Annotated in this window: 24 protein-coding genes; 11 read left to right on the top strand and 13 right to left on the bottom strand. The window is 60.4% G+C overall.

The genetic code is table 11. The features are described from left to right. Positions 1 to 88: 88 nt before the first annotated feature. Both CQ009_RS12800 and CQ009_RS12795 read right to left on the bottom strand, forming a co-directional pair. Positions 89 to 3,184 carry an efflux RND transporter permease subunit gene (locus CQ009_RS12800; RefSeq protein ID WP_105706597.1) on the bottom strand — a complete coding sequence of 1,032 codons (3,096 nt, stop codon included), beginning with the start codon at positions 3,182 to 3,184 and terminating at the stop codon, positions 89 to 91. Between the two features lie 15 nt (positions 3,185 to 3,199). Then, positions 3,200 to 4,357: an efflux RND transporter periplasmic adaptor subunit gene (locus CQ009_RS12795; RefSeq protein ID WP_064390197.1), complete on the bottom strand. Its 1,158-nt coding sequence runs from the start codon at positions 4,355 to 4,357 to the stop codon at positions 3,200 to 3,202. Between the two features lie 292 nt (positions 4,358 to 4,649). Between CQ009_RS12795 and CQ009_RS12790 the strand changes: the two genes are divergently transcribed. Both CQ009_RS12790 and CQ009_RS12785 read left to right on the top strand, forming a co-directional pair. After that, positions 4,650 to 5,351 carry a response regulator transcription factor gene (locus CQ009_RS12790; protein WP_064390196.1) on the top strand — a complete coding sequence of 234 codons (702 nt, stop codon included), beginning with the start codon at positions 4,650 to 4,652 and terminating at the stop codon, positions 5,349 to 5,351. Positions 5,352 to 5,355: 4 nt separating this feature from the next. Next, positions 5,356 to 6,657, top strand: a complete 1,302-nt coding sequence (locus CQ009_RS12785; RefSeq protein WP_064390195.1) for an ATP-binding protein — start codon at positions 5,356 to 5,358, stop codon at positions 6,655 to 6,657. Between the two features lie 88 nt (positions 6,658 to 6,745). On the opposite strand, the gene pncA is transcribed toward CQ009_RS12785, so the two are convergent. The 4 genes from pncA to CQ009_RS12765 form a co-directional block, all read right to left on the bottom strand. Next, entirely contained in the window at positions 6,746 to 7,372 is a 627-nt protein-coding gene (gene pncA, locus CQ009_RS12780) for a bifunctional nicotinamidase/pyrazinamidase (RefSeq protein WP_064390194.1), read from the bottom strand. Between the two features lie 50 nt (positions 7,373 to 7,422). Beyond that, entirely contained in the window at positions 7,423 to 8,181 is a 759-nt protein-coding gene (locus tag CQ009_RS12775; protein WP_105706595.1) for an anti-sigma factor, read from the bottom strand. Further along, positions 8,178 to 8,663: a sigma-70 family RNA polymerase sigma factor gene (locus tag CQ009_RS12770; RefSeq protein ID WP_371920143.1), complete on the bottom strand. Its 486-nt coding sequence runs from the start codon at positions 8,661 to 8,663 to the stop codon at positions 8,178 to 8,180. The genes CQ009_RS12775 and CQ009_RS12770 overlap by 4 nt, the downstream gene beginning before the upstream one ends. 62 nt (positions 8,664 to 8,725) lie before the next feature. Continuing rightward, on the bottom strand, positions 8,726 to 9,259 hold the full coding sequence (locus tag CQ009_RS12765) for a tetratricopeptide repeat protein (protein ID WP_064390192.1): 534 nt from the start codon (positions 9,257 to 9,259) through the stop codon (positions 8,726 to 8,728). Positions 9,260 to 9,418: 159 nt separating this feature from the next. On the opposite strand from CQ009_RS12765, the gene CQ009_RS12760 reads away from it, so the two are divergent. The 3 genes from CQ009_RS12760 (at position 9,419) to nudC (ending at position 12,033) form a co-directional block, all read left to right on the top strand. Next, the gene (locus tag CQ009_RS12760; RefSeq protein WP_105706593.1) at positions 9,419 to 10,189 is read left to right on the top strand and encodes a class I SAM-dependent methyltransferase; all 771 of its coding nucleotides are present in this window, start codon (positions 9,419 to 9,421) and stop codon (positions 10,187 to 10,189) included. A 194-nt stretch (positions 10,190 to 10,383) separates the two neighbouring features. Then, positions 10,384 to 11,196, top strand: coding sequence for a crotonase/enoyl-CoA hydratase family protein (locus CQ009_RS12755; RefSeq protein ID WP_105706590.1), 813 nt, complete (start codon positions 10,384 to 10,386; stop codon positions 11,194 to 11,196). Positions 11,197 to 11,202: 6 nt separating this feature from the next. Further along, on the top strand, positions 11,203 to 12,033 hold the full coding sequence (gene nudC / locus CQ009_RS12750) for an NAD(+) diphosphatase (RefSeq protein ID WP_105706589.1): 831 nt from the start codon (positions 11,203 to 11,205) through the stop codon (positions 12,031 to 12,033). Here nudC and CQ009_RS12745 read toward each other — a convergent pair. After that, positions 12,001 to 12,780, bottom strand: coding sequence for a TSUP family transporter (locus tag CQ009_RS12745; protein ID WP_105706587.1), 780 nt, complete (start codon positions 12,778 to 12,780; stop codon positions 12,001 to 12,003). The genes nudC and CQ009_RS12745 overlap by 33 nt on opposite strands. Before the next feature lie 337 nt (positions 12,781 to 13,117). Here CQ009_RS12745 and sfnG point away from each other — a divergent pair, with 337 nt between their 5' ends. Further along, positions 13,118 to 14,200, top strand: coding sequence for a dimethylsulfone monooxygenase SfnG (gene sfnG, locus CQ009_RS12740; RefSeq protein ID WP_105706584.1), 1,083 nt, complete (start codon positions 13,118 to 13,120; stop codon positions 14,198 to 14,200). Between the two features lie 122 nt (positions 14,201 to 14,322). Here the strand turns inward: sfnG and CQ009_RS12730 are convergent, their stop codons facing one another. Together CQ009_RS12730 and CQ009_RS12725 are read right to left on the bottom strand one after the other, a co-directional pair. Then, positions 14,323 to 14,802 carry a nuclear transport factor 2 family protein gene (locus tag CQ009_RS12730; protein ID WP_105706580.1) on the bottom strand — a complete coding sequence of 160 codons (480 nt, stop codon included), beginning with the start codon at positions 14,800 to 14,802 and terminating at the stop codon, positions 14,323 to 14,325. Positions 14,803 to 14,857: 55 nt separating this feature from the next. After that, the gene (locus CQ009_RS12725) at positions 14,858 to 15,421 is read right to left on the bottom strand and encodes a TetR/AcrR family transcriptional regulator (RefSeq protein ID WP_105706578.1); all 564 of its coding nucleotides are present in this window, start codon (positions 15,419 to 15,421) and stop codon (positions 14,858 to 14,860) included. Between the two features lie 216 nt (positions 15,422 to 15,637). Between CQ009_RS12725 and pssA the strand changes: the two genes are divergently transcribed. Continuing rightward, positions 15,638 to 16,981, top strand: coding sequence for a CDP-diacylglycerol--serine O-phosphatidyltransferase (gene pssA / locus CQ009_RS12720; protein ID WP_105706576.1), 1,344 nt, complete (start codon positions 15,638 to 15,640; stop codon positions 16,979 to 16,981). 122 nt (positions 16,982 to 17,103) lie between these two features. Here pssA and efeO (CQ009_RS12715) read toward each other — a convergent pair whose 3' ends face one another. Genes efeO (CQ009_RS12715) through efeU form a run of 4 tightly spaced genes read right to left on the bottom strand, consistent with a single transcriptional unit; the run spans position 17,104 to position 21,327 of the window. Then, positions 17,104 to 17,928: an iron uptake system protein EfeO gene (efeO, locus tag CQ009_RS12715; protein ID WP_105706574.1), complete on the bottom strand. Its 825-nt coding sequence runs from the start codon at positions 17,926 to 17,928 to the stop codon at positions 17,104 to 17,106. 28 nt (positions 17,929 to 17,956) lie between these two features. Further along, positions 17,957 to 19,255 carry an iron uptake transporter deferrochelatase/peroxidase subunit gene (gene efeB, locus CQ009_RS12710; protein WP_105706572.1) on the bottom strand — a complete coding sequence of 433 codons (1,299 nt, stop codon included), beginning with the start codon at positions 19,253 to 19,255 and terminating at the stop codon, positions 17,957 to 17,959. An 18-nt stretch (positions 19,256 to 19,273) separates the two neighbouring features. Continuing rightward, a complete protein-coding gene (gene efeO / locus CQ009_RS12705; protein ID WP_105706570.1) occupies positions 19,274 to 20,473 on the bottom strand; it encodes an iron uptake system protein EfeO in 1,200 nt (399 codons plus the stop codon). 8 nt (positions 20,474 to 20,481) lie between these two features. Continuing rightward, positions 20,482 to 21,327 (bottom strand): iron uptake transporter permease EfeU, encoded by an 846-nt coding sequence (gene efeU / locus CQ009_RS12700; RefSeq protein WP_105706568.1) that lies wholly within the window; start codon positions 21,325 to 21,327, stop codon positions 20,482 to 20,484. 291 nt (positions 21,328 to 21,618) lie between these two features. Between efeU and CQ009_RS12690 the strand changes: the two genes are divergently transcribed. The 4 genes from CQ009_RS12690 to CQ009_RS12675 all read left to right on the top strand — a co-directional run bounded on the left by CQ009_RS12690 (position 21,619) and on the right by CQ009_RS12675 (position 26,550). Continuing rightward, positions 21,619 to 22,635: an AraC family transcriptional regulator gene (locus CQ009_RS12690; RefSeq protein WP_105706566.1), complete on the top strand. Its 1,017-nt coding sequence runs from the start codon at positions 21,619 to 21,621 to the stop codon at positions 22,633 to 22,635. A gap of 266 nt (positions 22,636 to 22,901) precedes the next feature. Then, positions 22,902 to 24,566, top strand: a complete 1,665-nt coding sequence (locus CQ009_RS12685; RefSeq protein WP_105706564.1) for an AMP-binding protein — start codon at positions 22,902 to 22,904, stop codon at positions 24,564 to 24,566. A 16-nt stretch (positions 24,567 to 24,582) separates the two neighbouring features. After that, on the top strand, positions 24,583 to 25,344 hold the full coding sequence (locus CQ009_RS12680; RefSeq protein WP_064390165.1) for an SDR family NAD(P)-dependent oxidoreductase: 762 nt from the start codon (positions 24,583 to 24,585) through the stop codon (positions 25,342 to 25,344). A gap of 12 nt (positions 25,345 to 25,356) precedes the next feature. Continuing rightward, positions 25,357 to 26,550, top strand: a complete 1,194-nt coding sequence (locus tag CQ009_RS12675) for an acetyl-CoA C-acyltransferase (RefSeq protein ID WP_105706562.1) — start codon at positions 25,357 to 25,359, stop codon at positions 26,548 to 26,550. The last annotated feature ends 26 nt before the right edge of the window (positions 26,551 to 26,576 follow it).

The following is a 26,576-nucleotide window of genomic DNA, read 5'->3' as shown; positions in this document are numbered from 1 at the left end:
CTTTTGTAGGAGCTACCGCAGGCTGCGATCTTTTGATCTTCAAAACAACATCAAAAGATCGCAGCCTGCGGCAGCTCCTACTTTTGCATCAGTGCCTGGTGAATCGTTGTACGAGCTTCATGACGACGACGAAGAAGACCGGGACGAAGATCACCGCCAGCGTCGCGGTGATCATGCCGCCGATCACCCCTGTCCCGATGGCTTGTTGGCTTGCGGAACTGGCGCCAGTGGCGATGGCCAGTGGCACCACACCGAGAATGAACGCCAGCGACGTCATCACGATCGGACGCAGACGCAAACGTGCGGCCTGCAACGTTGCATCGATCAGGTCGTGACCTTCGTCATAAAGACTCTTGGCAAACTCGATGATCAGGATCGCGTTCTTTGCCGAGAGGCCGATGATGGTGATCAGCCCGACCTTGAAGAACACATCATTGGGCATGCCGCGCAACGTCACGGCCAGCACCGCGCCGAGCACGCCCAGTGGCACCACCAGCAACACCGAGGTTGGAATCGACCAACTCTCGTACAGCGCCGCCAGACACAGGAACACCACCAGCAAGGACAGACCGAGGAGGATCGGCGCCTGATTGCCGGACAGGCGTTCCTGCAACGACAACCCGGTCCATTCCTGACCAAGGCCTTTCGGGCCCTGCGCTACCAGACGTTCGATTTCGGCCATGGCCTCACCGGTACTGTGCCCCGCTGACGGTTCGCCGGAAATCGCAATCGCCGGATAACCGTTGTAACGGGTCAACTGCGCCGGGCCCTGAATCCAGTTGGCCTGCACGAACGCTGACAGCGGCACCATGTGCCCGGTGTTGTTGCGTACGTGCATTTTCAGCAGGTCGGCGACCTGGCTGCGTTGATCGCCTTCGGCTTGCACGACAACACGCTGCATGCGCCCCTGGTTGGGGAAGTCGTTGATGTAGCTGGAACCGACGGCGGTGGACAGCACATTACCAATGTCGGCAAACGAAACGCCCAAGGCATTTGCCTGCTTGCGGTCGACGACCAATTGCACTTGCGGCGCTTCGGCCAGCGCGCTTTCGCGCACGTTCATCAGTACCGGGCTTTTCTCCGCTGCCGCGAGCAGTTCGGTGCGCGCCTGCATCAAGGTCGCATGGCCGAGGCCGCCGCGATCCTGCAAACGGAACTCGAAACCACTCGATGTGCCCAGGCCATCCACGGGCGGTGGCAGTACCGAGAACGCCATGGCGTCCTTGATCTCGCTCAACGCGATATTGGCGCGGTCGGCAATCGAACTGGCGGAGTCATCACTGCCGCGCTGCGACCAGTCCTTCAAGGTCGAAAACGCCAAGGCTGCGTTCTGGCCGCTACCGGAGAAGCTGAAACCGAGAATCACCACACTGTCGCTGATCCCTGGCTCGCCGGCGTTATGCGCCTCGAGCTGTTCAGCCACGGCCACCGTACGATTCTTGGTCGCACCGGGTGGCAGCTGAATGTCGGTGATGGTGTAACCCTGATCTTCCACCGGCAGGAACGAGGAGGGCAGACGCGCGAAGCACAGACCGAGCCCCACCAGCAGGACGACGTAGATCAGCAGGTATCGGCCACTACGTTTCAGCGCATAGCCGACCCAGCCCTGATAACGATCGGTCAGGTGCTCGAAGCGGCGGTTGAACCAGCCGAAGAACCCGGATTTCTCGTGATGTTCGCCCTTGGCAATCGGCTTGAGCAGCGTCGCGCACAATGCCGGAGTCAAGGTCAGGGCAAGGAACGCCGAGAACAGAATGGACGTGGCCATCGACAGCGAGAACTGTTGGTAGATCACCCCGACCGAGCCCTGCATGAAGGCCATCGGAATGAACACCGCCACCAGCACCAGCGTGATGCCGATGATTGCGCCAGTGATCTGCGTCATCGCCTTGCGTGTGGCTTCCTTGGGCGACAAACCCTCGGTGGCCATGATCCGTTCGACGTTTTCGACCACAACAATCGCGTCGTCCACCAGAATGCCAATGGCCAGGACCATGCCGAACATGGTCAGCACGTTGATTGAGAAGCCCAGCGCCAGCATGGTCGCGAACGTGCCCATCAATGCCACCGGCACCACCAGTGTCGGGATCAGCGTGTAACGCACGTTCTGCAGAAACAGGAACATCACCGCGAACACCAGCAACATCGCTTCGCCCAAGGTGTAGACCACTTTGGTGATCGAGACTTTGACGAACGGTGAAGTGTCGTACGGGATCTTGTATTCCACCCCCGCCGGGAAATAGCGCGCCAGTTCGTCCATCTTCGCCCGCACCAGCGTCGCGGTGTTCAGCGCGTTGGCCCCCGGCGACAGCTGCACGCCGACGGCGGTCGACGGCTTGCCGTTGAGGCGCGTGCCGAACTGGTATTCCTGACTGCCGATCTCGACCCGCGCCACGTCACCGATGCGCACGGTGGAGCCGTCGCGATTAGCCTTGAGCACGATGTCGGCGAACTCTTGCGGCGTCGACAACTGACCTTTCACCAGAATGGTTGCGGTGATTTCCTGGCTGGACGGGTTTGGCAAGTCGCCAATGCTACCGGCAGAAACCTGGGCGTTCTGCGCGACGATGGCGGCGTTGACGTCAGCCGGCGTCAGGTGGAAACCGATGAGTTTCTGCGGATCGATCCACACGCGCATCGCTCGCTCGGCGCCATACAGCTGCGCCTTGCCGACGCCGTCGAGACGCTTGATCTCGTTCATCACGTTGCGCGCCAGATAATCGCTGAGCGCGACGTCGTCGAGTTTGCCGTCACTGGACGTCAGGGTGATCAGCAGGAGGAAACCGGAGGAGACTTTCTCCACCTGCAAGCCTTGCTGATTGACCGCTTGCGGCAGACGCGACTCGACCACTTTCAGGCGGTTCTGCACGTCGACCTGCGCCAGCTCCGGATTGGTGCCAGGCTGGAAAGTCGCCTTGATCGTCGCACTGCCAAGGCTGCTCTGCGATTCGAAGTACAGCAGGTGATCGGCACCGTTGAGCTCTTCTTCGATCAGGCTGACCACGCTTTCGTCGACGGTTTGCGCCGACGCACCAGGGTACACGGCATAGATTTCGATCTGCGGCGGCGCGACATCGGGGTATTGCGCCACCGGCAATTGCGGGATGGCGAGCGCACCGGCCAGCAGGATGAACAACGCGACGACCCAGGCAAACACCGGACGGTCGATAAAGAATTGCGGCATGGAAAAGCGTCCTGCTTACTGACCAGAAGTCTGGGCAAGTGGAAGAGGGGTATCGTCGATCTGCACTTTTTCGCCAGGACGGGCGTGCTGCACGCCTTCGACGACGATGCGGTCGCCGGGCTTGAGACCGCCGGTGACGATCCAGCGATCGTTTTGCACCGCGCCCAGTTGCACCGGTTGCTGCGCCACACGCATTTGCTCGTCGACGGTCAGCACTTGCGCGATGCCGGCGCTGTCACGTTGAACGGCGCGTTGCGGCACGGTAATACCGTTCTGGATCTTCGCCTGTTCGATGCGCACCCGGATGAAACTGCCCGGCAGCAGATCGAGGTCCGGGTTCGGAAATTCGCTGCGCAAGATGATCTGGCCTGTGCCCGGATCAACCGTGATATCGCTGAACAGCAGTTTGCCCGGCAACGCATAGAGACTGCCGTCATCCTGAATCAGCGTGACCTTGACCTGATCCTGACCGACCTCCTGCAACTGCCCGGAGCGGAATGCACGCCGCAGTTCGTTGAGTTCGCGGGTCGATTGCGTGACGTCGGCGTGAATCGGGTTCAACTGCTGAATCAATGCCAGCGGCGTGGTTTCGTTCTGCCCGACCAGCGCGCCTTCGGTGACCAGCGCACGCCCCACACGCCCGGAAATCGGTGCGACGACGGTGGCATAACCCAGATTCAGTTTCGCCCGCTCGACGGCGGCCTTGTTGGCCGCGACGTCGGCGGCGGTTTGCCGGGCGTTGGCGCGCGCGTTGTCGTAGTCCTGACCACTGATGGCCTTGTCGTCGATCAGCTGCGCGTAGCGTTGTTCCTGCAGTTTTGCCTGGAAGGCATTGGCTTCGGCTTTGCGCAGCGCGGCTTCGGCGCTGTCGAGGTCAGCCTTGAACGGCGCCGGATCGATGCGGAACAGCACGTCACCCTTTTTCACGTCGCTGCCTTCTCGGAAGGTGCGCTGCAGCACCACGCCGGCAACCCGTGCGCGGACTTCGGCAATGCGCGGCGCAGCGACGCGGCCGCTGAGTTCGCTGCTGATCGACAGGGGATGGGCCTCGATGGTTTCGATGCGCACGGTGGCCGGTGGCGCCTGTTCCTCGGCGTTCGAGGACGAGTCACAGGCACTCAGCGTCAGCGCCATTGCGATCAGGCCGAGCCCGGCCAACAGTTTGTTCGACATTTACCACCCCCAATATTGATGCCTGCATCCTACGGCCAGTGGCCGAGAGTAGCGGTGAAGCTTTGTAGGCGCTGTGTGAAATTGTGTAAGGGTTTTACTCAGGGGCGGCTGAGGGCGTATATCCTTTAGCCCTTGAAATTTATTGCGACAGTTGCATCGCCATCGCGGGCTTGCCCGCTCCCCCAGGGATCGGTTGTGGACACAAATCATGTGAACACCCGAAAGCACTGTGGGAGCGGGCTTGCCCGCGATGAGGCCTGCAATGTCGCCACTGCACTTTCTGGACACCTCCATGCCCAACATCCTCCTGGTCGAAGACGACACCGCCCTCGCCGAACTGATTTCCAGCTATCTGGAACGCAACGGCTATTCCGTCAGTGTCATCGGCCGTGGCGATCACGTACGTGAGCGGGCGCGGGTCAATCCGCCGGACCTGGTGATTCTCGACCTGATGTTGCCGGGCCTCGATGGCCTGCAGGTGTGCCGCTTGCTGCGGGCCGACTCGGCGACGTTGCCGATCCTGATGCTCACCGCCCGCGATGACAGCCACGATCAGGTGCTGGGCCTGGAAATGGGCGCCGACGATTACGTCACCAAGCCCTGCGAGCCACGTGTTTTGCTCGCGCGGGTACGCACCTTGTTGCGCCGCAGCAGCCTCGGCGAACCGTTGACGGTCAACGATCGCATCGTCATGGGCAACCTGTGCATTGATCTGTCCGAGCGTACCGTGACCTGGCGCGAGCAACCGGTGGAACTGTCCAGCGGCGAGTACAATTTGCTGGTCGTGCTGGCCCGGCATGCCGGCGAAGTGCTGAGTCGTGACCAGATTCTGCAACGTTTGCGCGGCATCGAATTCAATGGCACCGACCGTTCGGTGGACGTTGCGATCTCCAAGCTGCGGCGCAAGTTCGACGACCACGCCGGTGAGGCGCGCAAGATCAAGACCGTGTGGGGCAAGGGTTATCTGTTCAGCCGTTCCGAGTGGGAATGCTGAGCTGATGTTTCGCATCCTGTTTCGCCTGTACCTGGTGACGATCATCTCGTACAGCGCGGCGATCTATCTGGTACCGGACCTGGTGGTCATGGCATTCCGTGAACGCTTCGTCACCTATAACCTGGATTATTCGCGCGGCCTGCAATCGCTGATCACCAAGCAGTTTCATGCTGCACCGCACGAACAGTGGCCGGCGATTGCGGCGTCGATGGACAAGGATTTCCAGCCGTTGCACATCGTCCTTGCGCGCATCGATAACGCCGATTTCACCGCGATCGAGCAGCAACGACTGCGCCGTGGCGAAAACGTGGTGCGCATCGGCGACTGGGGCTGGCGCACGCTGGCAGTGACACCGCTCAATGACGATATGGCGGTGCAAATGGTCGTGCCGCCGGACCCGATGGACGTCAATCTGTTGTACTGGAGCATTAACGTGTTGATCGGCGCGAGCCTGCTGGCGTGCCTGCTGCTTTGGTTGCGCCCGCACTGGCGCGATCTCGAACGCCTCAAGGGCACTGCCGAACGCTTCGGTAAAGGTCATTTGAGCGAGCGCACGAAAATCGCCCAGAGTTCGAACATCGGCAGTCTGGCCAACGTGTTCGACACCATGGCCGGCGACATCGAAAACCTGTTGAATCAGCAGCGCGACCTTCTCAATGCTGTCTCCCATGAACTGCGTACTCCGCTGACGCGTCTCGATTTCGGCCTCGCGCTGGCGCTGTCCGACGATTTGCCGGCCGCCAGCCGCGAGCGCTTGCAGGGCCTGGTCGCGCACATTCGTGAACTCGATGAGCTGGTGCTTGAGCTGCTGTCCTACAGCCGCTTGCAGAACCCGGCGCAATTGCCGGAGCAGATTGAAGTCTCACTGGACGAATTCATCGACAGCATTCTCGGCAGCGTCGATGAGGAGCTGGAGTCGCCGGAAATCGTCATCGACGTGTTGTTGCATGGTCAACTCGAACGCTTCTCGCTGGATCCGCGCCTGACCGCCCGCGCCATCCAGAATCTGCTGCGCAATGCCATGCGTTACTGTGAGAAACGCATTCAGATCGGCGTGCAGGTCAGTGGCGAAGGTTGTGAGATCTGGGTGGACGACGACGGGATCGGCATCCCGGACGATGAGCGCGAGCGGATTTTCGAGCCGTTCTACCGGCTGGACCGTAGCCGCGACCGGGCCACCGGTGGTTTTGGCCTGGGTCTGGCCATCAGTCGCCGGGCCCTGGAAGCGCAGGGTGGCACCCTGACCGTGGAATCCTCACCGTTGGGTGGCGCACGCTTCCGGCTATGGCTGCCCACTACCACCTGAAACCACTGTAGGAGCTGCCGCAGGCTGCGATCTCTTGATCTTGAAAACACCCTCAATAGATCGCAGCCTGCGGCAGCTCCTACACGGGTCAGATCAGTTCGTTTGACTGGATCAGACCGACCCCGGCCAGTTGCATGCGCTCGATTGCTGCTGCCAGTGATCCCTGCAGATCGATCGCCCGGCAGGCATCCAGCACGACAAATGCGTTGAAGCCTGCCGTGCGTGCATCCAGGGCGGAAAACATCACGCAGAAATCCAGCGCCAGTCCGACCATATAGACCGTGTCGATGCCACGCTCCTTGAGATAGCCGGCGAGCCCGGTGACCGTCGTGCGGTCGGCTTCCAGGAATGCCGAATAACTGTCGATGTCCGGGTTGCAACCTTTGCGAATCACCAGTTGGGCATGAGGCAGATTCAGTTCCGGATGGAACTCGGCGCCGGGCGTAGCCCGCACGCAATGATCCGGCCACAGCGTTTGTTGGCCGTAAGGCAACTCAATCACATCGTAAGGCTCGCGCCCGGGATGGCTGGAGGCGAACGAAGCATGACCGGCAGGGTGCCAGTCCTGGGCAATGATGACCTGCTTGAAGTGGCCGCCGAGACGGTTGATCAGCGGGACGATCTGATCGCCTTCCGGTACAGCCAACTGTCCGCCTGGGGTGAAGTCGTTCTGCACGTCGATGACCAGCAGCGCGCTGCGCGGTGAAATCTGCATCGGTATGTCCTCCTTGGATAATCACGCGCACAGGATAGTAGCAACGGCCGTCATGCGCTCAATCGTTCGATCAGGTGTCTGGCCAGAGCATCAAGTTCCGGCGCCGGGTTATGCCCGATCAACATCCACGCATGCTCGCGCGCGGTCCAGTACACCACGTTCATGGCGTGTCGCCGTTCGTGAGCCAGCGGCTGGCTGCCGCTGTTGGCGCGGGTGACGCACAGGGCCATCGGCCCATGTCTGGCATCGAGATAGGTGATTTGCGCGATCGGCACGCCGTCGTATTCGAGCAATTGCGCGCGCTTGAGCTCCGCGCCGGGCAGCCTCAGCGTGGCCGGTGCCAGACTCAAGCCCAATCGCGCGTCCACCGTGCGCAACTGCGCGCGCTGACTGGCTTCGTCTACCGGCAGATGATCGAGCGTCTGCGGGACATAAAGCGCCATGTAGTCGCCGACCCGTTCGCGCCAGCTGTGGTCTTGCGCCGCTTGCCAGCCGAGCAACAGCCGATCGGCCAACACGCCGCCAGCCACCAGGGTGGCGGCCGCCGCAGCGATAAACCAGCGTCGGCTCAGGCCCGGATGTTCCGGTGACGCAATACCGTCGAGCCGAGCCTGCAAGCGTTCCAGCGGCGCCTGCTGCGCCAGTTCATCGTAGGCCGCTTTGTACGGCAGATTGCTGCGGCTCAGCCATTGCACACGCAGGCTGAGCAGCGGATCGTCGGTGATGGCACTGTCGAATTGGCTGCGCTGTTCGCGGTCGAGTTCGTCGTCCAGGTACGCGACCAGTTGTTCATCCGAAGGTGTGTTCATGACCGGTCTCCTTCGGTGGTTTTCGGCACCGCTTGCAGCGGCGGGTATTCGGCGAGTTTCAGGCGTGCGGTGGCCAGGCGACTCATCACCGTGCCGATCGGCACTTGCAGGATCTCGGCGACTTCGCGGTAGGACAAGCCTTCGACATAGGCCAGATACACCGTTTCACGCTGGGTCTCGGGCAGGACGTCGACGCGCCGAATCACTTGCGCAGCCAGTACATGGGTTTGCGCGGCGTATTCACCATCGAACGCCAGATGGCCGTCGGCATCGACCTGTCCTGCGCCCTGACGCACGCGCCGCGCGCGCACTTCATTGAGCCAGATCGAATGCAGGATGCTCAGTAGCCAGCGGTCCATGCGCGTACCGGCGATATATTGAGCAGAACGCTCCAGCGCCCGCACGCAGGTGGCCTGGACCAGATCCTCGGCGACATGCCGATTGCGCGACAGCAGCAGACCGTAGCGCCACAATCGCGCCAGATGCTGTCCGAGTTCTGCTCTGAATGCCTGATCGCTGACGATGATGGCCTCCGCTTTTGATATCAGGTTTTCGATGAGTCGTTAATGGCTTGCGCCAGGTCCTGGTATTCCTCGCACGCCGTGCCGCAGATCGACTGGATCTGCCGCAACTGTTCTTGCGCGAGGTCGACGCGGCCTTTGATCACGTAGGCTTCGCCGAGGTATTCGCGCACTTGCGCGTATTGCGGATCGAGTTTCACCGATTGCAGGTAATAGCTGATGCCTTCGTCGGTACGCCCGAGTTTGCGCGTGGCGTACCCGCGATAATTCAGCGCCTTGGCGGTGTTCGGCTGTTTCAGCGTGTCGAGTAACGCCAGTGCTTCATCGTAGCGACCCGCCTTGGCCAGGCGATAGGCGTAATCGGTGCGGTCGGCATCGGGCAGCAGGCTGCTGGTCTGCAATACGCATTTTTGCGTTTTGCTGTCCCAGACCTGGCCTTTCGGGCATTCGGGCTTCTGCACCGGCTCGTCTTCGTCACCATTGGCGAAGGCCAGATGGCTGGACATGGCAGCCGCCAGCAGCAGCGGGGCGGCGAACATAACGGAACGGATAGTCATGGGCAAGGCTCCACAGGGGGTTATGTTTCACTTTGAACACCACAGGGTGAAATTTTATTCATTGCTTAGTCAGTGACTGTTCAAGTCAGGCACAAATTCCGGCGCTATGCTCGCAAGCGTCTGCCGTTGATCCGAAGCTCTGCGATAAGGGGGACTGCCATGAACGATCATCTGCATCATTCCACTGGGGGCTACAAAACGGCCGCTGATACCTACGTCAAAGGGCGGCCGGATTACCCACCGCAAGTCAGTGACTGGCTGACGACAACGCTAGGTCTGGATGGTCACAAGACGGTGATTGATCTGGGCGCCGGCACCGGCAAATTCACCGGTCGGTTGGTGGCCACAGGCGCGCAGGTTATCGCCGTCGAACCCGTGGCGCAGATGCTTGAGAAACTTTCTGATGCCTGGCCGCAGGTGCTGGCCGTGCATGGCACGGCGACCGATTTGCCGCTACCGGATGCGTCGGTCGACGTGGTGATCTGCGCGCAGGCGTTTCACTGGTTTGCCAGCGAAGCCGCGTTGACCGAGATCGCTCGAGTGCTCAAGCCTGGCGGCAAGTTGGGGTTGATCTGGAACCTGCGCGACACCCAAGTGAGCTGGGTGCCGAAGCTGGACGCCATCGTTAATGCGCTGGAAGGTGATACGCCGCGTTATTACACCGGCGAATGGCGCAAGGCGTTTCCGCACCCGGCGTTCGGGCCACTGCAGTTGCAGCAGTTTCACAATGGGCATACCGGCTCGCCGGAGGACGTGATTTTCAATCGGGTGCGTTCGACCAGTTTCATTGCCGCACTGCCGGACGCACAACGGACGAAGGTTGATGAGCAGATTTGCGCGCTGATCGCGTCCGAGCCCGAGTTGCGCGGCAAGGATGTAGTAACAGTCCCCTACGAAACCGCAGCCTTCGTGACACGAAAATCCCTGTAGGAGCTGCCGCAGGCTGCGATCTTTTGATCTGGTCTTCTAAAATCAGCATCAAAAGATCGCAGCCTGCGGCAGCTCCTACAGGGTGGAATGTTGCAGTACATCTCCTCAAGTCAGTCCCGCATTTGGCCGAACCGCCACTGTGATGCCTTGTTATAGTTCGGGCCTCATTTTCAGCCCGGTAAAGGATCACTGCCATGACTCAATACTCCGCTTTCAGCGTCGAACTGGCCGACAACATCGCCCATGTGCAAATCAATCGCCCGGAAAAGATCAACTCGATGAACGCGGCATTCTGGAGCGAGATCGTCGAGATCTTCCAGTGGATCGACGACACCGACGAAGTGCGTGTAGTGGTGCTCAGCGGCAATGGCAAACATTTTTCCTCTGGCATCGATCTGATGATGCTCGCCGGCGTCGCCAATGAACTGGGCAAGGACGTCGGCCGCAACGCGCGCCTGCTGCGCCGCAAGATCCTCACCCTGCAAGCCTCGTTCAATGCCGTCGATAACTGCCGCAAACCGGTGCTCGCAGCGATTCAGGGTTACTGCCTGGGTGGCGCCATCGATCTGATCGCCGCGTGCGACATGCGTTACGCCGCCGAAGACGCACAATTCTCGATCAAGGAAATCGATATCGGCATGGCCGCCGATGTTGGCACTTTGCAACGGTTGCCACGGATCATCGGTGACGGCATGCTGCGTGAACTGGCTTACACCGGCCGCACCTTCGGCGCTGACGAGGCGCGCAGCATCGGCCTGGTCAATCGCGTCTACAGCGACAAGGACGCGTTGCTCGAAGGCGTGCTGGAGATCGCCCGCGAGATCGCTTCGAAATCGCCGATCGCGGTCACCGGCACCAAGGAAATGATCAGCTACATGCGCGACCATCGCATCGACGACGGCCTCGAATACGTTGCCACCTGGAACGCTGCCATGCTGCAATCCACCGACTTGCGCGTGGCCATGGCCGCCCATATGAGCAAACAGAAACCTGAATTCCTGGACTGAGAAACCATGACAGCTCGCTGGACCACTGCAGTACTCGACACCGATCAACCGGGCGGCTGGGCGGTTGCGCGCAGCCCGGACGGTTTTTTGTTTGATGACAACGGCGCGCTGTTCCCACGCGAATGGCTCAAGCGGCAGGACTTGTCGATCCTCGCCGAGCACGGCATTGGCCATCTCGACGGCGAGCCGGTGTATCTGCTCGAACTGCGCAGCACCAGTGAGGTGCCGGGTTGCAACTGGAAAGGCCTGAGAGCGTTCATGCTCGATGGCGATCACACGATCTACAAAGTGCTCGGTTACGCCGCGCAGATCGGCACGTGGGCTCGCGAGCACCGTTTCTGCGGCAATTGCGGCCAGGCGATGACGCAGGTGCCGCGCGAACGGGCGATGTATTGCCAGCCGTGCGACTTGCGCAGTTATCCGCGTATTTCGCCGAGCATGATCGTGCTGATCACCCGTGGCGACGAGATTCTGCTGGCGCGTTCACCGCGTTTTGTCAGCGGGGTGTACAGCACGCTGGCGGGGTTCGCCGAACCTGGCGAGTCGGCCGAGGATTGCCTGATTCGTGAAGTGCGCGAAGAAGTGCAGATCGAGGTGCAGAACATTCAGTACCTGGGCAGCCAGTGCTGGCCGTTCCCGCATTCGATGATGCTCGGCTTCCATGCCGAATATGCCGGTGGCGAAATTGTCTGTCAGGAAGACGAGATCGAAGACGCCCAGTGGTTCAACGTGCACGACCTGCCGCCGTTGCCGGCGTCAAAGTCGATTGCCCGTTACTTGATCGACGTCTACGTGGCGCGGCGCTTAGGCCACGCTGAACCAGTGCTGCCAGGCTAGGCGCACGGTCAAACCCAGCACCACGGTGATGAACACCGGGCGAATGAACTTGGCGCCGCCGCTGATTGCGGTGCGCGCGCCAAAGAACGCGCCGACCATCACCGACAGGCCCATGCTCAGGCCGATGATCCAGTCCACTTGCCCGGAAAACACGAACACCGACAGCGCCGCAATGTTGCTGACGAAGTTCATGCTGCGCGCCACACCGCTGGCCTTGACCAGGTCGATCGGGTAGAGCAGCAGGCTGCTCACCGTCCAGAATGCGCCAGTGCCAGGCCCAGCCACACCGTCATAGAAACCGAGGCTGAAGCCTTGGGTCGACTGCCATTTCTTTTTGATCGGCGCATCGCTGTCCAGCGGCGCTTTTGGCGTGCCGCCGAACAACAGATATAGACCGCAAGCGAAGACGATCACCGGGAGCATCTTGTTCAGCCATTCGGCCGGCAGGTAATGGGCGACGATGGCGCCGGTCAATGCACCGATCAGCGTGCCGACAATCGCATGCACCCACTGGCGTGGATGAAACAGCTTGCGGCGGTAGAAGGTGAAACTGGCGGTGGCCGAACCGAAAGTCGAACTCAACTTGTTGGTGCCGAGCACCAGGTGCGGCGGCAGGCCGGCAGTCAGCAACGCTGGCGTGGTCAGCAGGCCGCCACCGCCGGCGATGGCGTCGATGAAACCGGCAATGAAGGCGACGATGGCCAGAATGGCCAGAGTGGTGAGGTCAACGCTGAGTTCGAAAGGCATGGAATCGGCTTATTCGGCAGGGCGCAGAACGTGAGCTGCGGGGAGGGCGGTCATGTTACTCATTTCCAAGTGTTGCGGCGACCCGTCTGACGCCTTCGCGAGCAGGCTCGCTCCCACATTTTGAAATGCATTCCACCCTGTGGGAGCGAGCCTGCTCGCGAAGGCATTCTTCATGCCGACCCCAAACCAACTGTTGTCCACACAACAACCCGCCAACAAATCCCACCTCTACAAAACATCTGCACCACACAACAAACCCAACAAAACCGGGCATTCCAGGCCTGGCACGCTTGCTGCTCTACCACTCTCATCTCTCAAATGTCCCGAGGACACGCCAATGAGTCAGCAAGCGGTAAAATTTGCCTACTGGGTGCCGAACGTCAGCGGTGGGCTGGTGGTCAGCAAGATTGAACAGCGCACGGATTGGGGCATCGACTACAACCGCAAACTGGCGCAGATCGCCGAGGCGGCCGGGTTCGAGTACGCGCTGACGCAGATTCGCTTCACCGCCGGTTACGGCGCCGAGTTCCAGCACGAGTCGGTTGCGTTCAGTCATGCCTTGCTGGCCGCCACGACCAGGCTGAAAGTCATCGCAGCCATTTTGCCCGGCCCGTGGCAACCGGCACTGGCGGCCAAACAACTGGCGACCATCGATCAGCTCACCAACGGCCGCATCGCGGTGAACATTGTCAGCGGCTGGTTCAAAGGCGAGTTCCAGGCCATCGGCGAGCATTGGCTGGAGCACGACGAGCGTTATCGCCGTTCCGAGGAGTTCATCCGCTCGCTGCGCGGCGTGTGGAGTCAGGACAATTTCACCTTTCGCGGCGATTTCTACCGTTTCGATAATTACACCCTCAAGCCAAAACCGCTGGGCCGTCCGGAGATTTTTCAGGGTGGCAGCTCGCGGGCAGCACGGGACATGGCCGCAAGGGTCTCGGACTGGTATTTCACCAATGGCAATAGCGTTGAAGGGATCAAGGCGCAGGTTGACGATATTCGCGCCAAAGCGACGGCGAATAACCATTCGGTGAAGATCGGCGTCAACGCGTTCGTCATTGCTCGCGACACCGAGGAAGAGGCGCGGGCAGTGCTGGCGCAGATCATCGATCAGGCCGATCCGGAAGCGGTGAATGCCTTTGGCGACGCAGCGAAACAGGCGGGCAGGGCGTCACCGGAGGGAGAGGGCAACTGGGCGAAATCGACGTTCGAGGATCTGGTGCAGTACAACGACGGTTTCAAGACCAATCTGATTGGCACGCCGTTGCAGATTGCCGAGCGGATTGTCGCGTTGAAGGCGGTGGGGGTGGATCTGGTGTTGGCGGGGTTTCTGCACTTTCAGGAAGAGGTCGAATATTTCGGCCGGCGGGTGTTGCCGCTGGTGCGCGAGTTGGAGGCCGAAAAGACCGCTGCCGTCGCCTGAACCCCACACATCCCCTGTAGGAGTGAGCCTGCTCGCGATGGCGTCTGAACATTCAACTTATAGGTTGACTGACACACCGCTATCGCGAGCAGGCTCACTCCTACAGTTGGAGCTGTGTTGGCTTACAGACCGAGGTCAGACAGGCTTGGGTGATCATCCGGGCGCCGGCCCAGCGGCCAGTGGAACTTGCGCTCACTCTCTTTGATCGGCATGTCGTTGATGCACGCATAGCGCTGGAACATCAGGCCCTGCTCATCGAATTCCCAGTTTTCATTGCCATAGGAGCGGAACCAGTTGCCTGAGTCATCGTGCCATTCATAGGCATAGCGCACGGCGATTCGCGTGTCGGAGTACGCCCACAGCTCTTTGATCAAACGGTAATCCAGCTCTTTTGCCCACTTGCGGGTCAGAAAAGCCTTGGCTTCTTCACGGTTGTTGGCGAACTCGGCGCGGTTACGCCATTGGGTGTCGAGGGTGTAGGCCAGCGATACCCGTTCCGGGTCGCGGGAGTTCCAGCCATCCTCGGCCAGTCGAACTTTCTCGATCGCCGATTCACGGCTGAAGGGCGGTAATGGCGGACGTACCTGGGCTGCAGTAGACATGTTCAGTCTCCCGATCTAATTAATAATTGAACAACAAGTCCGGCTTATTAAGGCATTACAGGTCCAATAACTTTCGCGCCATGCATTGCGCATTATCGGCGGCACTGTGATCACCCATCACAAGCGCTACGGTAATGGCACCGTCAATCAGGATCAGCAACTGTTTGGCCAGCAGTTGCGGATCCTCGGCACCATGTTCGGTACACAGCTCGCACACGTAGTCGAGCAGCTTCTGTTTGTGTTCTTTGGCGACCAGCCGTACGGGGTCTTGCGGGTCGCCGGTCTCGCCGCTGGTATTGATGAAGGCGCAGCCGCGAAAGCCTTCCGAGGCGAACCAGCCTTTGAGCACGGTAAACAGGTTGAGCAGGCGATCGGCCGGGGTTTTGGCCTGATCGACGGCGCTTTTGTACCAATGCATCCAGCGGATGTCGCGGCGTTGCAGGGCGGCGACGGTCAGTGCGTCCTTGTCGGCAAAGTAACGGTAGATGCTTTTTCTGGAGACACCGGCGGTTTTCACCAGAAGATCCATGCTGGTGGCAGCGATGCCACTTTTGTAGATCAGCTTTTCGGTGACGTCCAGAATGATGTCGCGCGTGTCGTTGCTAGTGATTTCGTTCATGTGGCAAACAGTAGAACGATTGTTCTCCTTGGTCAAGCGGGTATTTTTGTCGATTGTGAAATCGTCTTCGCGAGCAGGCTCGCTCCCACAGGAGAATGCGTTTCAAAGGTGAGAGCGAGCCTGCTCGCGAAGACGCCATTACAGACACTAACAAGACCCGAAGGATGCGATGGTGTAAGCTCTCGGGTTCTTCGGATTCGACCCATTGCGAGCCCTATGCCGTTGCTTTTCAAACGCTCCTTGCTGCCTAAATTGCGCAGCTTCCCGCTGACCGCCGAGGCTGTGACCATTCTGTCCGGCGCCGCCGAGTTCCGTCGTTGCCTGCTGGAGAAAATCGCCGCAGCGACCCAACGCATCTACATCGTCGCGCTGTACTTGCAGCAAGACGAAGCCGGTCAGGAAATCCTCGATGCCCTCCACGCCGCCAAGCTCAAGCGTCCCGAGCTGGAAATCGCCGTGGTCGTCGACTGGCTGCGTGCGCAACGCGGGCTGATCGGTGCCGGCAAGCAGCCGGGCAATTCGGCGTGGTATCAGGAAATGACCCGCACGCACGAAAGCGAAGTGCCGGTCTACGGCGTGCCGGTGCAGACCCGCGAACTGTTCGGTGTGCTGCATTTGAAGGGCTTCGTGATCGACGATTGCGTGGTCTACAGCGGTGCGAGCCTGAATAACGTCTACCTGCACAAGTTCGACAAGTACCGTTTCGACCGCTACCACGTGCTGCAAAGCCATGAGCTGGCGGACTCGATGCATCATCTGGTCAAGCATGGCTTGATCGAGTCGAAAGCCGTGCATCGCCTCGATCTGCCTAACCTGCCGACCACCCGCAGCCTGCGCAACGACATCGGCGACTTGCGCAGCCGTCTCAAATACGCGACATACGACACCGCCACGGGCAGCACCGCCCGAGAGGGCTTGTCCGTGACCCCGTTGCTCGGCGTCGGCAAGAACAACCCCTTGAACCGGGCGATTCTTGAGCTGGTCGCCAGCGCGCAAAAGCAGCTGACCATCTGCACGCCGTACTTCAATCTGCCACTGGGCGTGATCCGCGAGATCAATCGCGCGTTGGCCCGTGGCGTGAAGATCGACATCGTGGTCGGTGACAAGACTGCCAACGATTTCTATATCCCGCCGAGCGAGCCGTTCAAGGTCATCGCGGCGCTGCCGTATCTCTACGAAATCAGTCTGCGCCGCTTCGCCAAACGGCATCAGCGCAATATCGACAGCGGCCAGTTGAACCTGCATCTGTGGCGTGATGGTGACAACACCTATCACCTCAAGGGCATGTGGGTCGATCAGCGCTATACGCTGCTGACCGGCAACAACCTCAATCCACGGGCGTTCCGTCTGGATCTGGAGAATGCGTTGTTGATTGATGATCCGAAGGGGGAGTGGCTGGCGCCGCGAGCGAAGGAGCTGGAAGAGATTTTCCGCCATACCACGCGGATCGACAGTTTTCAGAATCTGGAGACGCTGCCGGAGTATCCGGCCGGGGTGGCCAAGTTTCTCAAGCGCGTGAGTCGGGTGCGGATTGAGCGGTTGCTCTACCGGATTTTGTAAGGCCTTACATTTGTGGCGGTCATACAACCGCTATCGCGAGCAGGCTCACTCCTACAGGGGAACGCATTCCAAATGTAGGAGTGAGCCTGCTCGCGATAGGGCCTTAACAGGCGCTAAAAAACTTAATTCAGCCCCAACTTGCCACGCAACGTGGACAGATCTTCCGCCAGTGTATTCACCGGCCCAACCAGCGCTTTACGGTCGTTATCCTTCACCTTGTCATAGGTTTCAAACCCACCCTCCTTGGTCTTGTACTTGGCCAGAATCTTGTCGACGGTGGCAAAGTTCTTGTCGACCTTCGCTGCAAACGCCTTGTCCTGCTGCTCGATCTGCGGACGGAACAGATCAACGATTTTCTTCGCACCGTCGATGTTGCCCTGGAAGTCGTACAGGTCGGTGTGGCTGTAGCGATCTTCTTCGCCGGATATCTTGGTCGCGGCGACTTCTTCCAGCAGCGCGGCGGCACCACCGACGACTTTTTCCGGCGGGAACGTCAGGCCGGCCACGCGGGTTTGCAGGTCTTTGACGTCGCTGTTGAGCTTGTCCGCCAACTCGTTCAAGCCTTGGGTGCTTTTCTCCGCGAACAGCGTGTATTCGATGCGGTGGAACCCGGTGAAGTCTTCAGCTTTCACGCCTTTCTCGTGGTCGTCGACGCGGGAGTCGATGGAGGCATCGAGGTCACTGAACAGTTCGGCAATCGGCTCGATCGACTCGTAGTAAACGCGGGTCGGCGCATAGAGCTTTTGTGCGGTGGCCAGGTCACCTTTTTTCACCGCGTCGGTGAACTGCTGCGTGTGGCTGCCCAACTCATCGAGTTGTTCGGTGACGTAAATCTTGTAGTCCGACACCGGTCCGACCAGATCCAGCGGTGCCGTGGCGGCAAACGCTGACAGCGGGGTGTTGAGCAAACCGAGGGTTAGCAATAACGCGAGTGGCGTCTTTTTCATGGGGGGCGGCTCCAGTGTTGGGATTGTTCTATGCAGCTGTTTTCGGTTGTGTGGCGTTAAGCAGCGAGCGACCGATGAAATCCTTGTCGCCCGTGACACCCGGCAGGGTGAAGAAGTAACCGCCGCCAACCGGTTTGAGGTATTCCTCCAGCGGCTCGCCGTTGAGGCGGGTCTGCACGGTGATGAAGCCTTTTTCCAGGTCGGCCTGGTAACAGATGAACAGCAGGCCCATGTCGAGCTGACCGTTCTTGTTCACGCCGTTGGAATAGTTGAATGGCCGGCGCAGGATCAGGTTGGCCTGAGTCGCAGCCGTGCGCGGATTAGCCAGGCGAATGTGCGCGTCGAGTTTGGTCAGTTTGCCTTCGGGGTCTTTGCGGTAATCCGGCACTTCGGTTTCATGGCTGCCGCCGATGGGCGCGCCGGAGGTTTTCACCCGGCCAAGGATGCTTTCCTGTTCCTGCAACGGTGTGCGATCCCAGCGTTCAACGAAGTTGCGGATGATCCGCACCGCTTGATAGCTGCCATGCGCGGCCCAGGCCGGTTCATCGCTGCCCGCTTGCACCCAGACGATGCTGTCCATGGCTTTGGCATCGTTGGAGTCCGGGTTGGCCGAGCCGTCACGGAAGCCGAGGAAATTGCGCGCCGATTGCGCCGGCACACCGGGTTTTGCCGGGGCTTGTGGCGGCACGCTGCCTTCCTGTTTCCAGCGCACCAGCAGCAGGTCGGGGAGGTTTTTGACGATGTCACGCAGGGCGTGGATGTTGGTGTCGGTGGTGTTGGAGCAGAACTGCAAACTCAAGTCGCCGTGGCAGCAGTCAGCCTCCAGCGCATCGTTGGGGAAGCCGACCATGCGGATCAGGCGTTTTGGCTTGGCCTCGGCCAGACCGAAGCGCTCATCGAACAAGGATTCGCCGACGGAGACGGTAATGGTCAGGTTGTCCGGTGTCACGTTCGGGCCGAGGATGCCGGAGTCCGGCGGCGGCAGTTTCGGGTCGATCTGTGCGACCGGGCCGCCCTTCATCAGAAACGCAATGCGCTCGTTGAGCGTGCGGAACAACCGCTCGAGGTCTTCGCGATCACTGGCCAGCACGTCGAACGACACCAGCATGCCGGAGGCCGGGCGCGGGGTGACGATGCCGGTCTGGTGCACACCGTGGAAATCGTGGCGGTCTTGGGTCTTGTCGCTGCTCGGTGCTTCGGTGACTTGCGCCGGCGCGGCGGCCATGGCCGGGCAGCTCAGGGCTGAGCCGGCAAGGGCGACACCGGCGGCGCCCATGCCCATCAGGACACGGCGGCGTTGCAGGTTGAGCGTTTCTGAATCTTTCATCGCTAATTCGTCTTCTGCTTACAGGCCGGAGAGGCCGAGGGCGGGATCGATGCCATCCAGTGCGTCGGCCAGAGCCTGGGCCTTGTCGGCAATCTGCTTGCGTTGTGCGCCGCTGACGGAGTCGTAGCTGGCGTAGCCGTCCTTGATCTTGTAGCTGTTGAGTTCGCTGTCGAAGTCCGCCAAGGCCTTGTCGATTTTTGGCAACAGGTCGGCGGCGGATTTGCTCAGCATTGGCCGCAGCAGATCGACGACTTTGTGCGCGGTTTGCGCATTGGCGGCGAAACCGTTGAGGTCGCTGTGGCTGTAGCGTTCTTCTTCACCACTGGCGGCGCGCACGTCGGCCAATGTATTGAGGTTGCGCACGACGATGTTGACCAGTTGCTCGGGTGGCAGGCTCTGCGCGAGCAGTTGCTGTTTGAGCGTGGTGACGTCGCTGAGCAGGCGCTGGGCAACCGGTGCCAGATCGTCGAGTTTGCGCTGCTGGAACAGGCCGAATTCGAGGCGATGGAAGCCGACGAAGGCTGGATCCTGCTCGCGTTTTTCGAAGTAATCGGCGCGGGCGTTGATGCTGTTGTCCAGTTCTGCCAGACGCTGCGCAGCCGGGGCCAGATGTTGATACGCCGAGCGTGCCGGCAGGTACAGCGCCTGAGCCTGACTCAAATCGCCGCTTTCAATGGCTTGATTGAGTGCGGTCACGGCTTTGATCAGCGCGCTGCTCTGGCTGGCCAGATACACACGGAATTCCGACAACGGCCCGACGAAAGCGACCATCGATGGTTTGGCCTTGGCCGCCGCGTCAGAGGCTGCCGTCGGCGTCACATGCAGGGTGCCGCGTGGGTTGCTGAGCAATCCGCAGGTGATCGCGTAATCGCCGGGTTGCAGATTGGCGTTGATCACCTGGCTCAGGCCCGGCGCGATGTTTTCGCGCTCTTCGACAACCAGCACACCGTCGAGGATTTCCCATTCCACCGCGCGGTCGGAGCGGTTGACGATGCGGAAACTGGCGCGGCCGGCCGGCACGGTCAGCGCATTCGGCTCGCAACGGCCCGGGTGAATGTTCACCACCACTTCGTCGTGATTGTGCTGACGTTTGGCCGCGGCCATTTTCGAGGCGTACCAGAACAGGCCACCGGCGGCGATCATGATGACCACCGAACCGGCCACCGCCCAGCGCAAGGCACGGGGAGGGGAGGCCTGAGGAGTATTAGGCTTTGACATGGATGCCCTTATTGGCTGGAAACGGAAGACGATTGCGCGGAGGGCTTGGGGGCGGGAGCCGGATAAAAGAACATCACCAGCGCCACCACCAGGTAAATCAGATACGCCCCGAGTGTGCTGACGGTCGGCGCATCCTGATAACCGAACATGCCGGCCAGCACCGAGCCCAGCGGGCCGTCCATCGGCAGCGTCGCGCTGAAGTCGAACAGCACGGTTTGCAGGTGATTCCACAGCCCGGCTTCATGCAGGGCTTGCACGGAATTGGCGAGAATCCCGGCGGCCACCACCAGAATGAACAGGCCGGTCCACTTGAAGAACGCCGAAAGGTTGAGGCGCATGCTGCCGCTGTAGATCAGGAAGCCGACGATGATCGCCAGAATCAGCCCGAGCAGGGCACCGATCGGCGCGCCCGGGCCTTCGCTTTGCTGGAACACCGCGAGCAGGAAGAACACCGTTTCCAGACCTTCGCGAGCAACAGCGAAGAAGACCATGGCGATCAGCGCAATGACCTGATGCTTCGAAGAGGTCAGCGCGTGATCCAGCGAGGCTTGCAGCGAATGCTTGATCGAGCGCGCGACCTTGCGCATCCAGAACACCATGGAGCTGAGAATGCCCACGGCCACCAGGCCGACGATGCCTTCGAACAGCTCCTGCTGCTTTTGCGGGAATTCGGCACTGACCAGTTCCAGGCCGCCACCGACCAGCAGGGCGAGAGCGGCGGCGAGGAATACGCCGATCCACACGGCGGGCATCCATTGGCCACGGCCAGTCTGTTGCAGGTAGCTGGCGATAATGCCAACGATCAGCGCGGCTTCAATGCCTTCGCGCAGCATGATCAGGAAGGGAACGAGCATTCGGTATCCAACAAGTCATTCGAAGAGGTTACAAGTTGTAACATAATGAAAGTCATTCTCACATGACATTGATTGACATAAACCTGAACAGTTGCTGAACGACCTCAATTTTTGCCTCGCATTGATCCTTGTAGGAGTGAGCCTGCTCGCGATGGCGTCGTATCAGTCAGCGCTGATTTTTCAGACCCAGCGCTATCGCGAGCAGGCTCACTCCTACAGGGGGTTCGTGTTGAATTCGCCACCTGCGGTAATATGCCCACCACTCAAAAACAACAAGGTTCACCGCGCTCCATGTCGGAAAAAGACACCATCGCCGTTCAACTGGTGCGTGAAGCGCTGCTGCAGAGTTGTGCCCTGGGCGTGGCCACGGAAGAAGTGTTGAACAAGGTCGGGATTGATCCGGCGCTGCTGCAAACCGCGCAGGGTCGGGTGCCGGCCTCGCAGTACGCCAAGCTCTGGCGCTTGTTGGCTCGGCGCGGCGATGACGAGTTTTTCGGTATGGACCCGCGCAAGCTCAAGTCCGGCAGCCTCGAATTCCTCTGTCGCAGTGCGATGGCGCAACCGACACTGGCAGCGGGGTTGAGCACGGGGTTGGGTTTTCTCTCACTGATGCTGGAGCGCATGCCGGCGCAACTGGTGCGCCAGCAAAGTCTGGCGGAAATTGTAGTGCTGGAGGACGACGCCGAACCGCGCCGCGCTTTCACCTATTTCACCTATTGGATGATTGTCCACGGCGTCGCCTGCTGGCTGGCGGGGCGGCGGATTCCGATTCTGGCCATTGAATTGCGTTGCCCAGAGCCGGATTTCACCGATGACTACCGGGTGATGTTTTCCGAAAACCTGCGGTTCGATCGGTCACGCACGCGGATGATCTTTTCTGCCGATTGCCTTGATCTGCCGATCAAACGTTCCGCTGAAGAGTTGAAGCGCTTTCTGGCCCATGCGCCGGCCAACATCCTGGTGAAGTACCGCGACCCGGAAAGCCTCGCCAGTCGGATCAAGCAGGATCTGCGGCAATTGCCCGCTGAACAATGGCCGGAAACCGAGGCACTGGCGCAACAGTTGTGCATGTCGGCCTCGACCTTGCGCCGGCGCCTGGCCGAGGAAGGGCAGACCTATCAAGGCCTCAAAGACAGCGTGCGCAAGGAATTGGCGATTATCTGGCTGGCGGAACCTTCGATCAGTTTTGTCGAGATTGCCAGTCGATTGGGGTTTGCCGATGCGAGTTCGTTCTATAAGGCGTTTCGCAAGTGGTCGGGGTCGAATCCCGGCCACTACCGCACGCTGATCCTGAATGAGGTTGTCTGATCCAACACATCCCGACGCTTGATCGTTCCCACGCTCTGCGTGGGAATGCCTCAAGGGACGCTCCGCGTTCCAGCTCTGGAGCGGACGCAGAGCGTCCAAGGCTGCATTCCCACGCAGAGCGTGGGAACGATCAGTGTGGTAGCAGTCTTGGCCAAACCAGTCAGCCACTTTGATAGCTTTGACCATTGCCCCAACCCCCACACAGCGCGACTATCCCTCTGTTGTTTACGCTTCCCAGCCTAATAAAAAACAGAGGGATTCTGGCAATGCGCGATTACTTGTCTGCCACCGCACAGTTCAACTATCAGCACACCGTGGATGCCGCGCTCAGCGGTACGCTTGAGGCGCTCAACGCCTGCGTCGAATGCTGCGACCGCCATGCCTTGCCGGGGCGTATTGCGCTGTTCTGGGAAGGCCGCGATGGCGCCAGTGCGACGTACACCTTCAGTGATCTGCAGGACAAAGCCGCGCGTTTTGCCAATTTCCTTCTCGCCCAGGGCGTGCAGAAGGGCGACAAGGTCGCCGGCCTGCTGCCGCGCAACATCGAATTGCTCATCACCGTGTTCGCCACCTGGCGCATCGGCGCGGTGTATCAGCCGCTGTTCACCGCGTTCGGCCCCAAAGCCCTTGAACATCGCCTGAACAGCTCAGGCGCCAAAGTGGTGGTCACCGACGCGGTCAACCGGCCGAAACTCGCTGAAGTCGCTGATTGCCCGACATTGGTCACCGTCGGCGGCGCGAAAGGCCAGGGCATCGTCCGTGGCGACTTCAGTTTCTGGGCCGAACTAGCCAATCATTCCAACGTCTGCGAACCGGTAATGCTGACTGGCGAAGACCCGTTCCTGTTGATGTTCACCTCGGGCACCACCGGCCCGTCGAAAGCGCTGTCGGTGCCACTCAAAGCCATTGTCGCGTTCCAGAGCTACACCCGGGACGCCGTGGATCTGCGCCCGGAAGATTCGTTCTGGAACGTTGCCGATCCGGGCTGGGCCTACGGCATCTACTTCGGCGTCACCGGCCCGTTGTCGATGGGGCACCCGATCACTTTCTACGATGGCCCGTTCACACTCGAGAGCACTTGCCGGGTGATCAACAAGTACGGCATCACCAATCTCACCGGATCGCCAACGGCTTATCGTTTGTTGATTGCCGGTGGCGATGAGTTCGCCAAGTCGATCAAAGGCAAATTGCGCATTGTCAGCAGCGCTGGCGAACCGCTGAACCCGGAAGTGATCCGCTGGTTCGCCGACAATCTCGACGTGGTCATTCATGACCATTACGGCCAGACCGAACTGGGCATGGTCCTGTGCAACCACCACGGCCTCGACCACGCGGTGCACGTCGGCGCCGCCGGTTTCGCCTCGCCGGGCCACCGTATCGTCGTGCTCGATGACCAGTACAACGAACTCGGTGTCGGTCAGCCCGGCATTCTCGCCATCGACCGCCCGCAATCACCGATGTGCTGGTTCGGCGGCTATGAGGGTGCGCCAACCAAGGCCTTTGTCGGCGATTATTACCTGAGCGGCGACACCGTCGAGTGGAATCCGGACGGCAGCATCAGCTTCGTCGGCCGCAGCGACGACGTGATCACTACCTCCGGCTACCGCGTCGGCCCGTTCGATGTGGAAAGTGCGCTGATCGAACACCCGGCGGTGGTCGAGGCGGCGGTGGTGGGCAAACCCGATCCGGAGCGCACCGAACTGGTCAAAGCCTTCGTCGTGCTGAGTGCGCAATACCGCGCCGCGCCGGAGCTGGCCGAAGAGCTGCGCCAACACGTACGCAAGCGTCTGGCGGCGCATGCGTACCCGCGTGAAATCGAATTTGTCAGCGAATTGCCCAAAACCCCCAGCGGCAAATTGCAGCGCTTTATCTTGCGCAACCAGGAAATCGCCAAGGCTCAAGAGGCTGCGGCGCCTAACGTTTCAGCTTGAATCAGGAAATACAGTCATGCAGATCGAGAACAAGGTTTTTATCGTCACCGGCGGCGCATCCGGCCTCGGTGCGGCCACCGCTGAATTGCTGGTGAGTGCCGGCGCCAAAGTGATGCTGGTGGACATGAATGCCGAAGCAGTCGCCGCACAGGCTCAGCGTCTGGGCGCGCAAAGCGTGGTTGCCGATATCAGCAATGAAGCCGCTGCTGAAGCCGCCGTGCAAGCGACCGTCAAAGCCTTCGGCAGCCTCAACGGTCTGGTCAACTGCGCCGGCATCGTCCGTGGCGAGAAAATTCTCGGCAAGAACGGCCCGCATGCGCTGAGCAGTTTCGCGCAAGTGATCAACGTCAACCTGATCGGCAGCTTCAACATGCTGCGTCTGGCCGCTGCGGCCATCGCCGAATCCGAGGCCAACGCTGATGGCGAGCGTGGTGTGATCATCAACACCGCATCCGTCGCTGCATTCGACGGCCAGATCGGCCAGGCGGCGTATTCCGCTTCGAAAGGCGCAATCGCCAGCCTGACGCTGCCGGCCGCCCGCGAACTGGCACGTTTCGGCATCCGTGTAATGACCATCGCCCCAGGCATTTTCGAAACGCCGATGATGGCCGGCATGACCCCGGAAGTTCGCGAATCGCTGGCCGCCGGCGTGCCGTTCCCGCCGCGCCTGGGCAAGCCTGCGGAATACGCTGCGCTGGTTCGGCATATCATCGAAAACAGCATGCTCAACGGCGAGGTGATCCGTCTCGACGGCGCCTTGCGCATGGCCGCCAAGTAAGGAGGATTTGTCATGACTATTTCCAACGATCCGATTGTTATCGTCAGTGCCGTGCGCACGCCAATGGGCGGTTTTCAGGGCGAACTGAAAAGCCTTACCGCACCGCAACTCGGTGCTGCTGCAATCAAGGCTGCGGTTGAACGCGCCGGTGTCGCCAGCGACGCGGTTGATGAAGTGCTGTTTGGTTGCGTATTGCCTGCGGGCCTCGGTCAGGCGCCTGCGCGTCAGGCCGCTTTGGGCGCCGGACTGGATAAATCGACCCGTTGCACCACCGTCAACAAGATGTGCGGCTCAGGCATGGAAACCACCATTCTGGCCCACGACATGCTGATCGCCGGCAGCGCCGACGTGGTGATTGCCGGCGGCATGGAAAGCATGTCCAACTCACCGTATCTGCTGGATCGCGCGCGCGCCGGTTACCGCATGGGCCATGGCCGCGTGCTTGATTCGATGTTCCTCGACGGCCTCGAAGATGCCTACGACAAGGGGCGCCTGATGGGCACCTTCGCCGAAGACTGCGCCGAAACCAACCACTTCAGCCGTGAAGCGCAGGATGCGTTTGCCATCGCTTCGACCACCCGCGCGCAGCAGGCGATCAAGGACGGCAGCTTTAAGGACGAAATCGTCCCGCTGACCGTGACCGTCGGCAAAGAACAGGTGCTGATCAGCCATGACGAACAGCCACCGAAAGCCAAACTGGACAAGATTGCCTCGCTGAAACCAGCATTCCGCGAAGGCGGCACGGTGACGGCGGCGAACTCCAGTTCAATCTCTGACGGGGCGGCGGCGTTGGTGCTGATGCGTCAGTCGCAGGCGCAGAATCTGGGTTTGAAACCGTTGGCCGTTATCCATGGTCATGCAGCGTTCGCCGACACCCCCGGCCTGTTCCCGGTGGCGCCGATTGGGGCGATCAAGAAGCTGATCAAGAAAACCGGTTGGTCGCTGGGTGATGTTGATCTGTTCGAAGTGAACGAAGCGTTTGCTGTGGTCGGCATGGCGGCGATGACGCATCTGGAAATCCCGCATGACAAGCTGAACGTGCATGGCGGCGCTTGCGCGCTGGGCCATCCGATTGGCGCGTCGGGTGCGCGAATTCTGGTGACGTTGCTCTCAGCGCTGCGCCAGCGCAACCTCAAACGCGGCGTGGCAGCGATCTGCATCGGCGGCGGCGAAGCGACGGCCATGGCCGTGGAATGCCTCTACTAAACACACCACCCCTGTAGGAGCTGCCG

The organism is Pseudomonas sp. MYb2 (assembly GCF_002979955.1).
Taxonomy (GTDB): Bacteria; Pseudomonadota; Gammaproteobacteria; order Pseudomonadales; family Pseudomonadaceae; genus Aquipseudomonas.
Note: the sequence above shows the minus strand (reverse complement) of the source record. Positions and strands in the feature narration are given on the sequence as shown.

Bases quoted from the DNA above. Each gene is read 5' to 3' on its own strand.
- CQ009_RS12800 (WP_105706597.1), bottom strand. From the start codon at position 3,184: ATGCCGCAATTCTTTATCGACCGTCCGGTGTTTGCCTGGGTCGTCGCG.
- CQ009_RS12795 (WP_064390197.1), bottom strand. From the start codon at position 4,357: ATGTCGAACAAACTGTTGGCCGGGCTCGGCCTGATCGCAATGGCGCTG.
- CQ009_RS12790 (WP_064390196.1), top strand. From the start codon at position 4,650: ATGCCCAACATCCTCCTGGTCGAAGACGACACCGCCCTCGCCGAACTG.
- CQ009_RS12785 (WP_064390195.1), top strand. From the start codon at position 5,356: ATGTTTCGCATCCTGTTTCGCCTGTACCTGGTGACGATCATCTCGTAC.
- pncA (WP_064390194.1), bottom strand. From the start codon at position 7,372: ATGCAGATTTCACCGCGCAGCGCGCTGCTGGTCATCGACGTGCAGAAC.
- CQ009_RS12775 (WP_105706595.1), bottom strand. From the start codon at position 8,181: ATGAACACACCTTCGGATGAACAACTGGTCGCGTACCTGGACGACGAA.
- CQ009_RS12765 (WP_064390192.1), bottom strand. From the start codon at position 9,259: ATGACTATCCGTTCCGTTATGTTCGCCGCCCCGCTGCTGCTGGCGGCT.
- CQ009_RS12760 (WP_105706593.1), top strand. From the start codon at position 9,419: ATGAACGATCATCTGCATCATTCCACTGGGGGCTACAAAACGGCCGCT.
- CQ009_RS12755 (WP_105706590.1), top strand. From the start codon at position 10,384: ATGACTCAATACTCCGCTTTCAGCGTCGAACTGGCCGACAACATCGCC.
- nudC (WP_105706589.1), top strand. From the start codon at position 11,203: ATGACAGCTCGCTGGACCACTGCAGTACTCGACACCGATCAACCGGGC.
- CQ009_RS12745 (WP_105706587.1), bottom strand. From the start codon at position 12,780: ATGCCTTTCGAACTCAGCGTTGACCTCACCACTCTGGCCATTCTGGCC.
- sfnG (WP_105706584.1), top strand. From the start codon at position 13,118: ATGAGTCAGCAAGCGGTAAAATTTGCCTACTGGGTGCCGAACGTCAGC.
- CQ009_RS12730 (WP_105706580.1), bottom strand. From the start codon at position 14,802: ATGTCTACTGCAGCCCAGGTACGTCCGCCATTACCGCCCTTCAGCCGT.
- CQ009_RS12725 (WP_105706578.1), bottom strand. From the start codon at position 15,421: ATGAACGAAATCACTAGCAACGACACGCGCGACATCATTCTGGACGTC.
- pssA (WP_105706576.1), top strand. From the start codon at position 15,638: ATGCCGTTGCTTTTCAAACGCTCCTTGCTGCCTAAATTGCGCAGCTTC.
- efeO (WP_105706574.1), bottom strand. From the start codon at position 17,928: ATGAAAAAGACGCCACTCGCGTTATTGCTAACCCTCGGTTTGCTCAAC.
- efeB (WP_105706572.1), bottom strand. From the start codon at position 19,255: ATGAAAGATTCAGAAACGCTCAACCTGCAACGCCGCCGTGTCCTGATG.
- efeO (WP_105706570.1), bottom strand. From the start codon at position 20,473: ATGTCAAAGCCTAATACTCCTCAGGCCTCCCCTCCCCGTGCCTTGCGC.
- efeU (WP_105706568.1), bottom strand. From the start codon at position 21,327: ATGCTCGTTCCCTTCCTGATCATGCTGCGCGAAGGCATTGAAGCCGCG.
- CQ009_RS12690 (WP_105706566.1), top strand. From the start codon at position 21,619: ATGTCGGAAAAAGACACCATCGCCGTTCAACTGGTGCGTGAAGCGCTG.
- CQ009_RS12685 (WP_105706564.1), top strand. From the start codon at position 22,902: ATGCGCGATTACTTGTCTGCCACCGCACAGTTCAACTATCAGCACACC.
- CQ009_RS12680 (WP_064390165.1), top strand. From the start codon at position 24,583: ATGCAGATCGAGAACAAGGTTTTTATCGTCACCGGCGGCGCATCCGGC.
- CQ009_RS12675 (WP_105706562.1), top strand. From the start codon at position 25,357: ATGACTATTTCCAACGATCCGATTGTTATCGTCAGTGCCGTGCGCACG.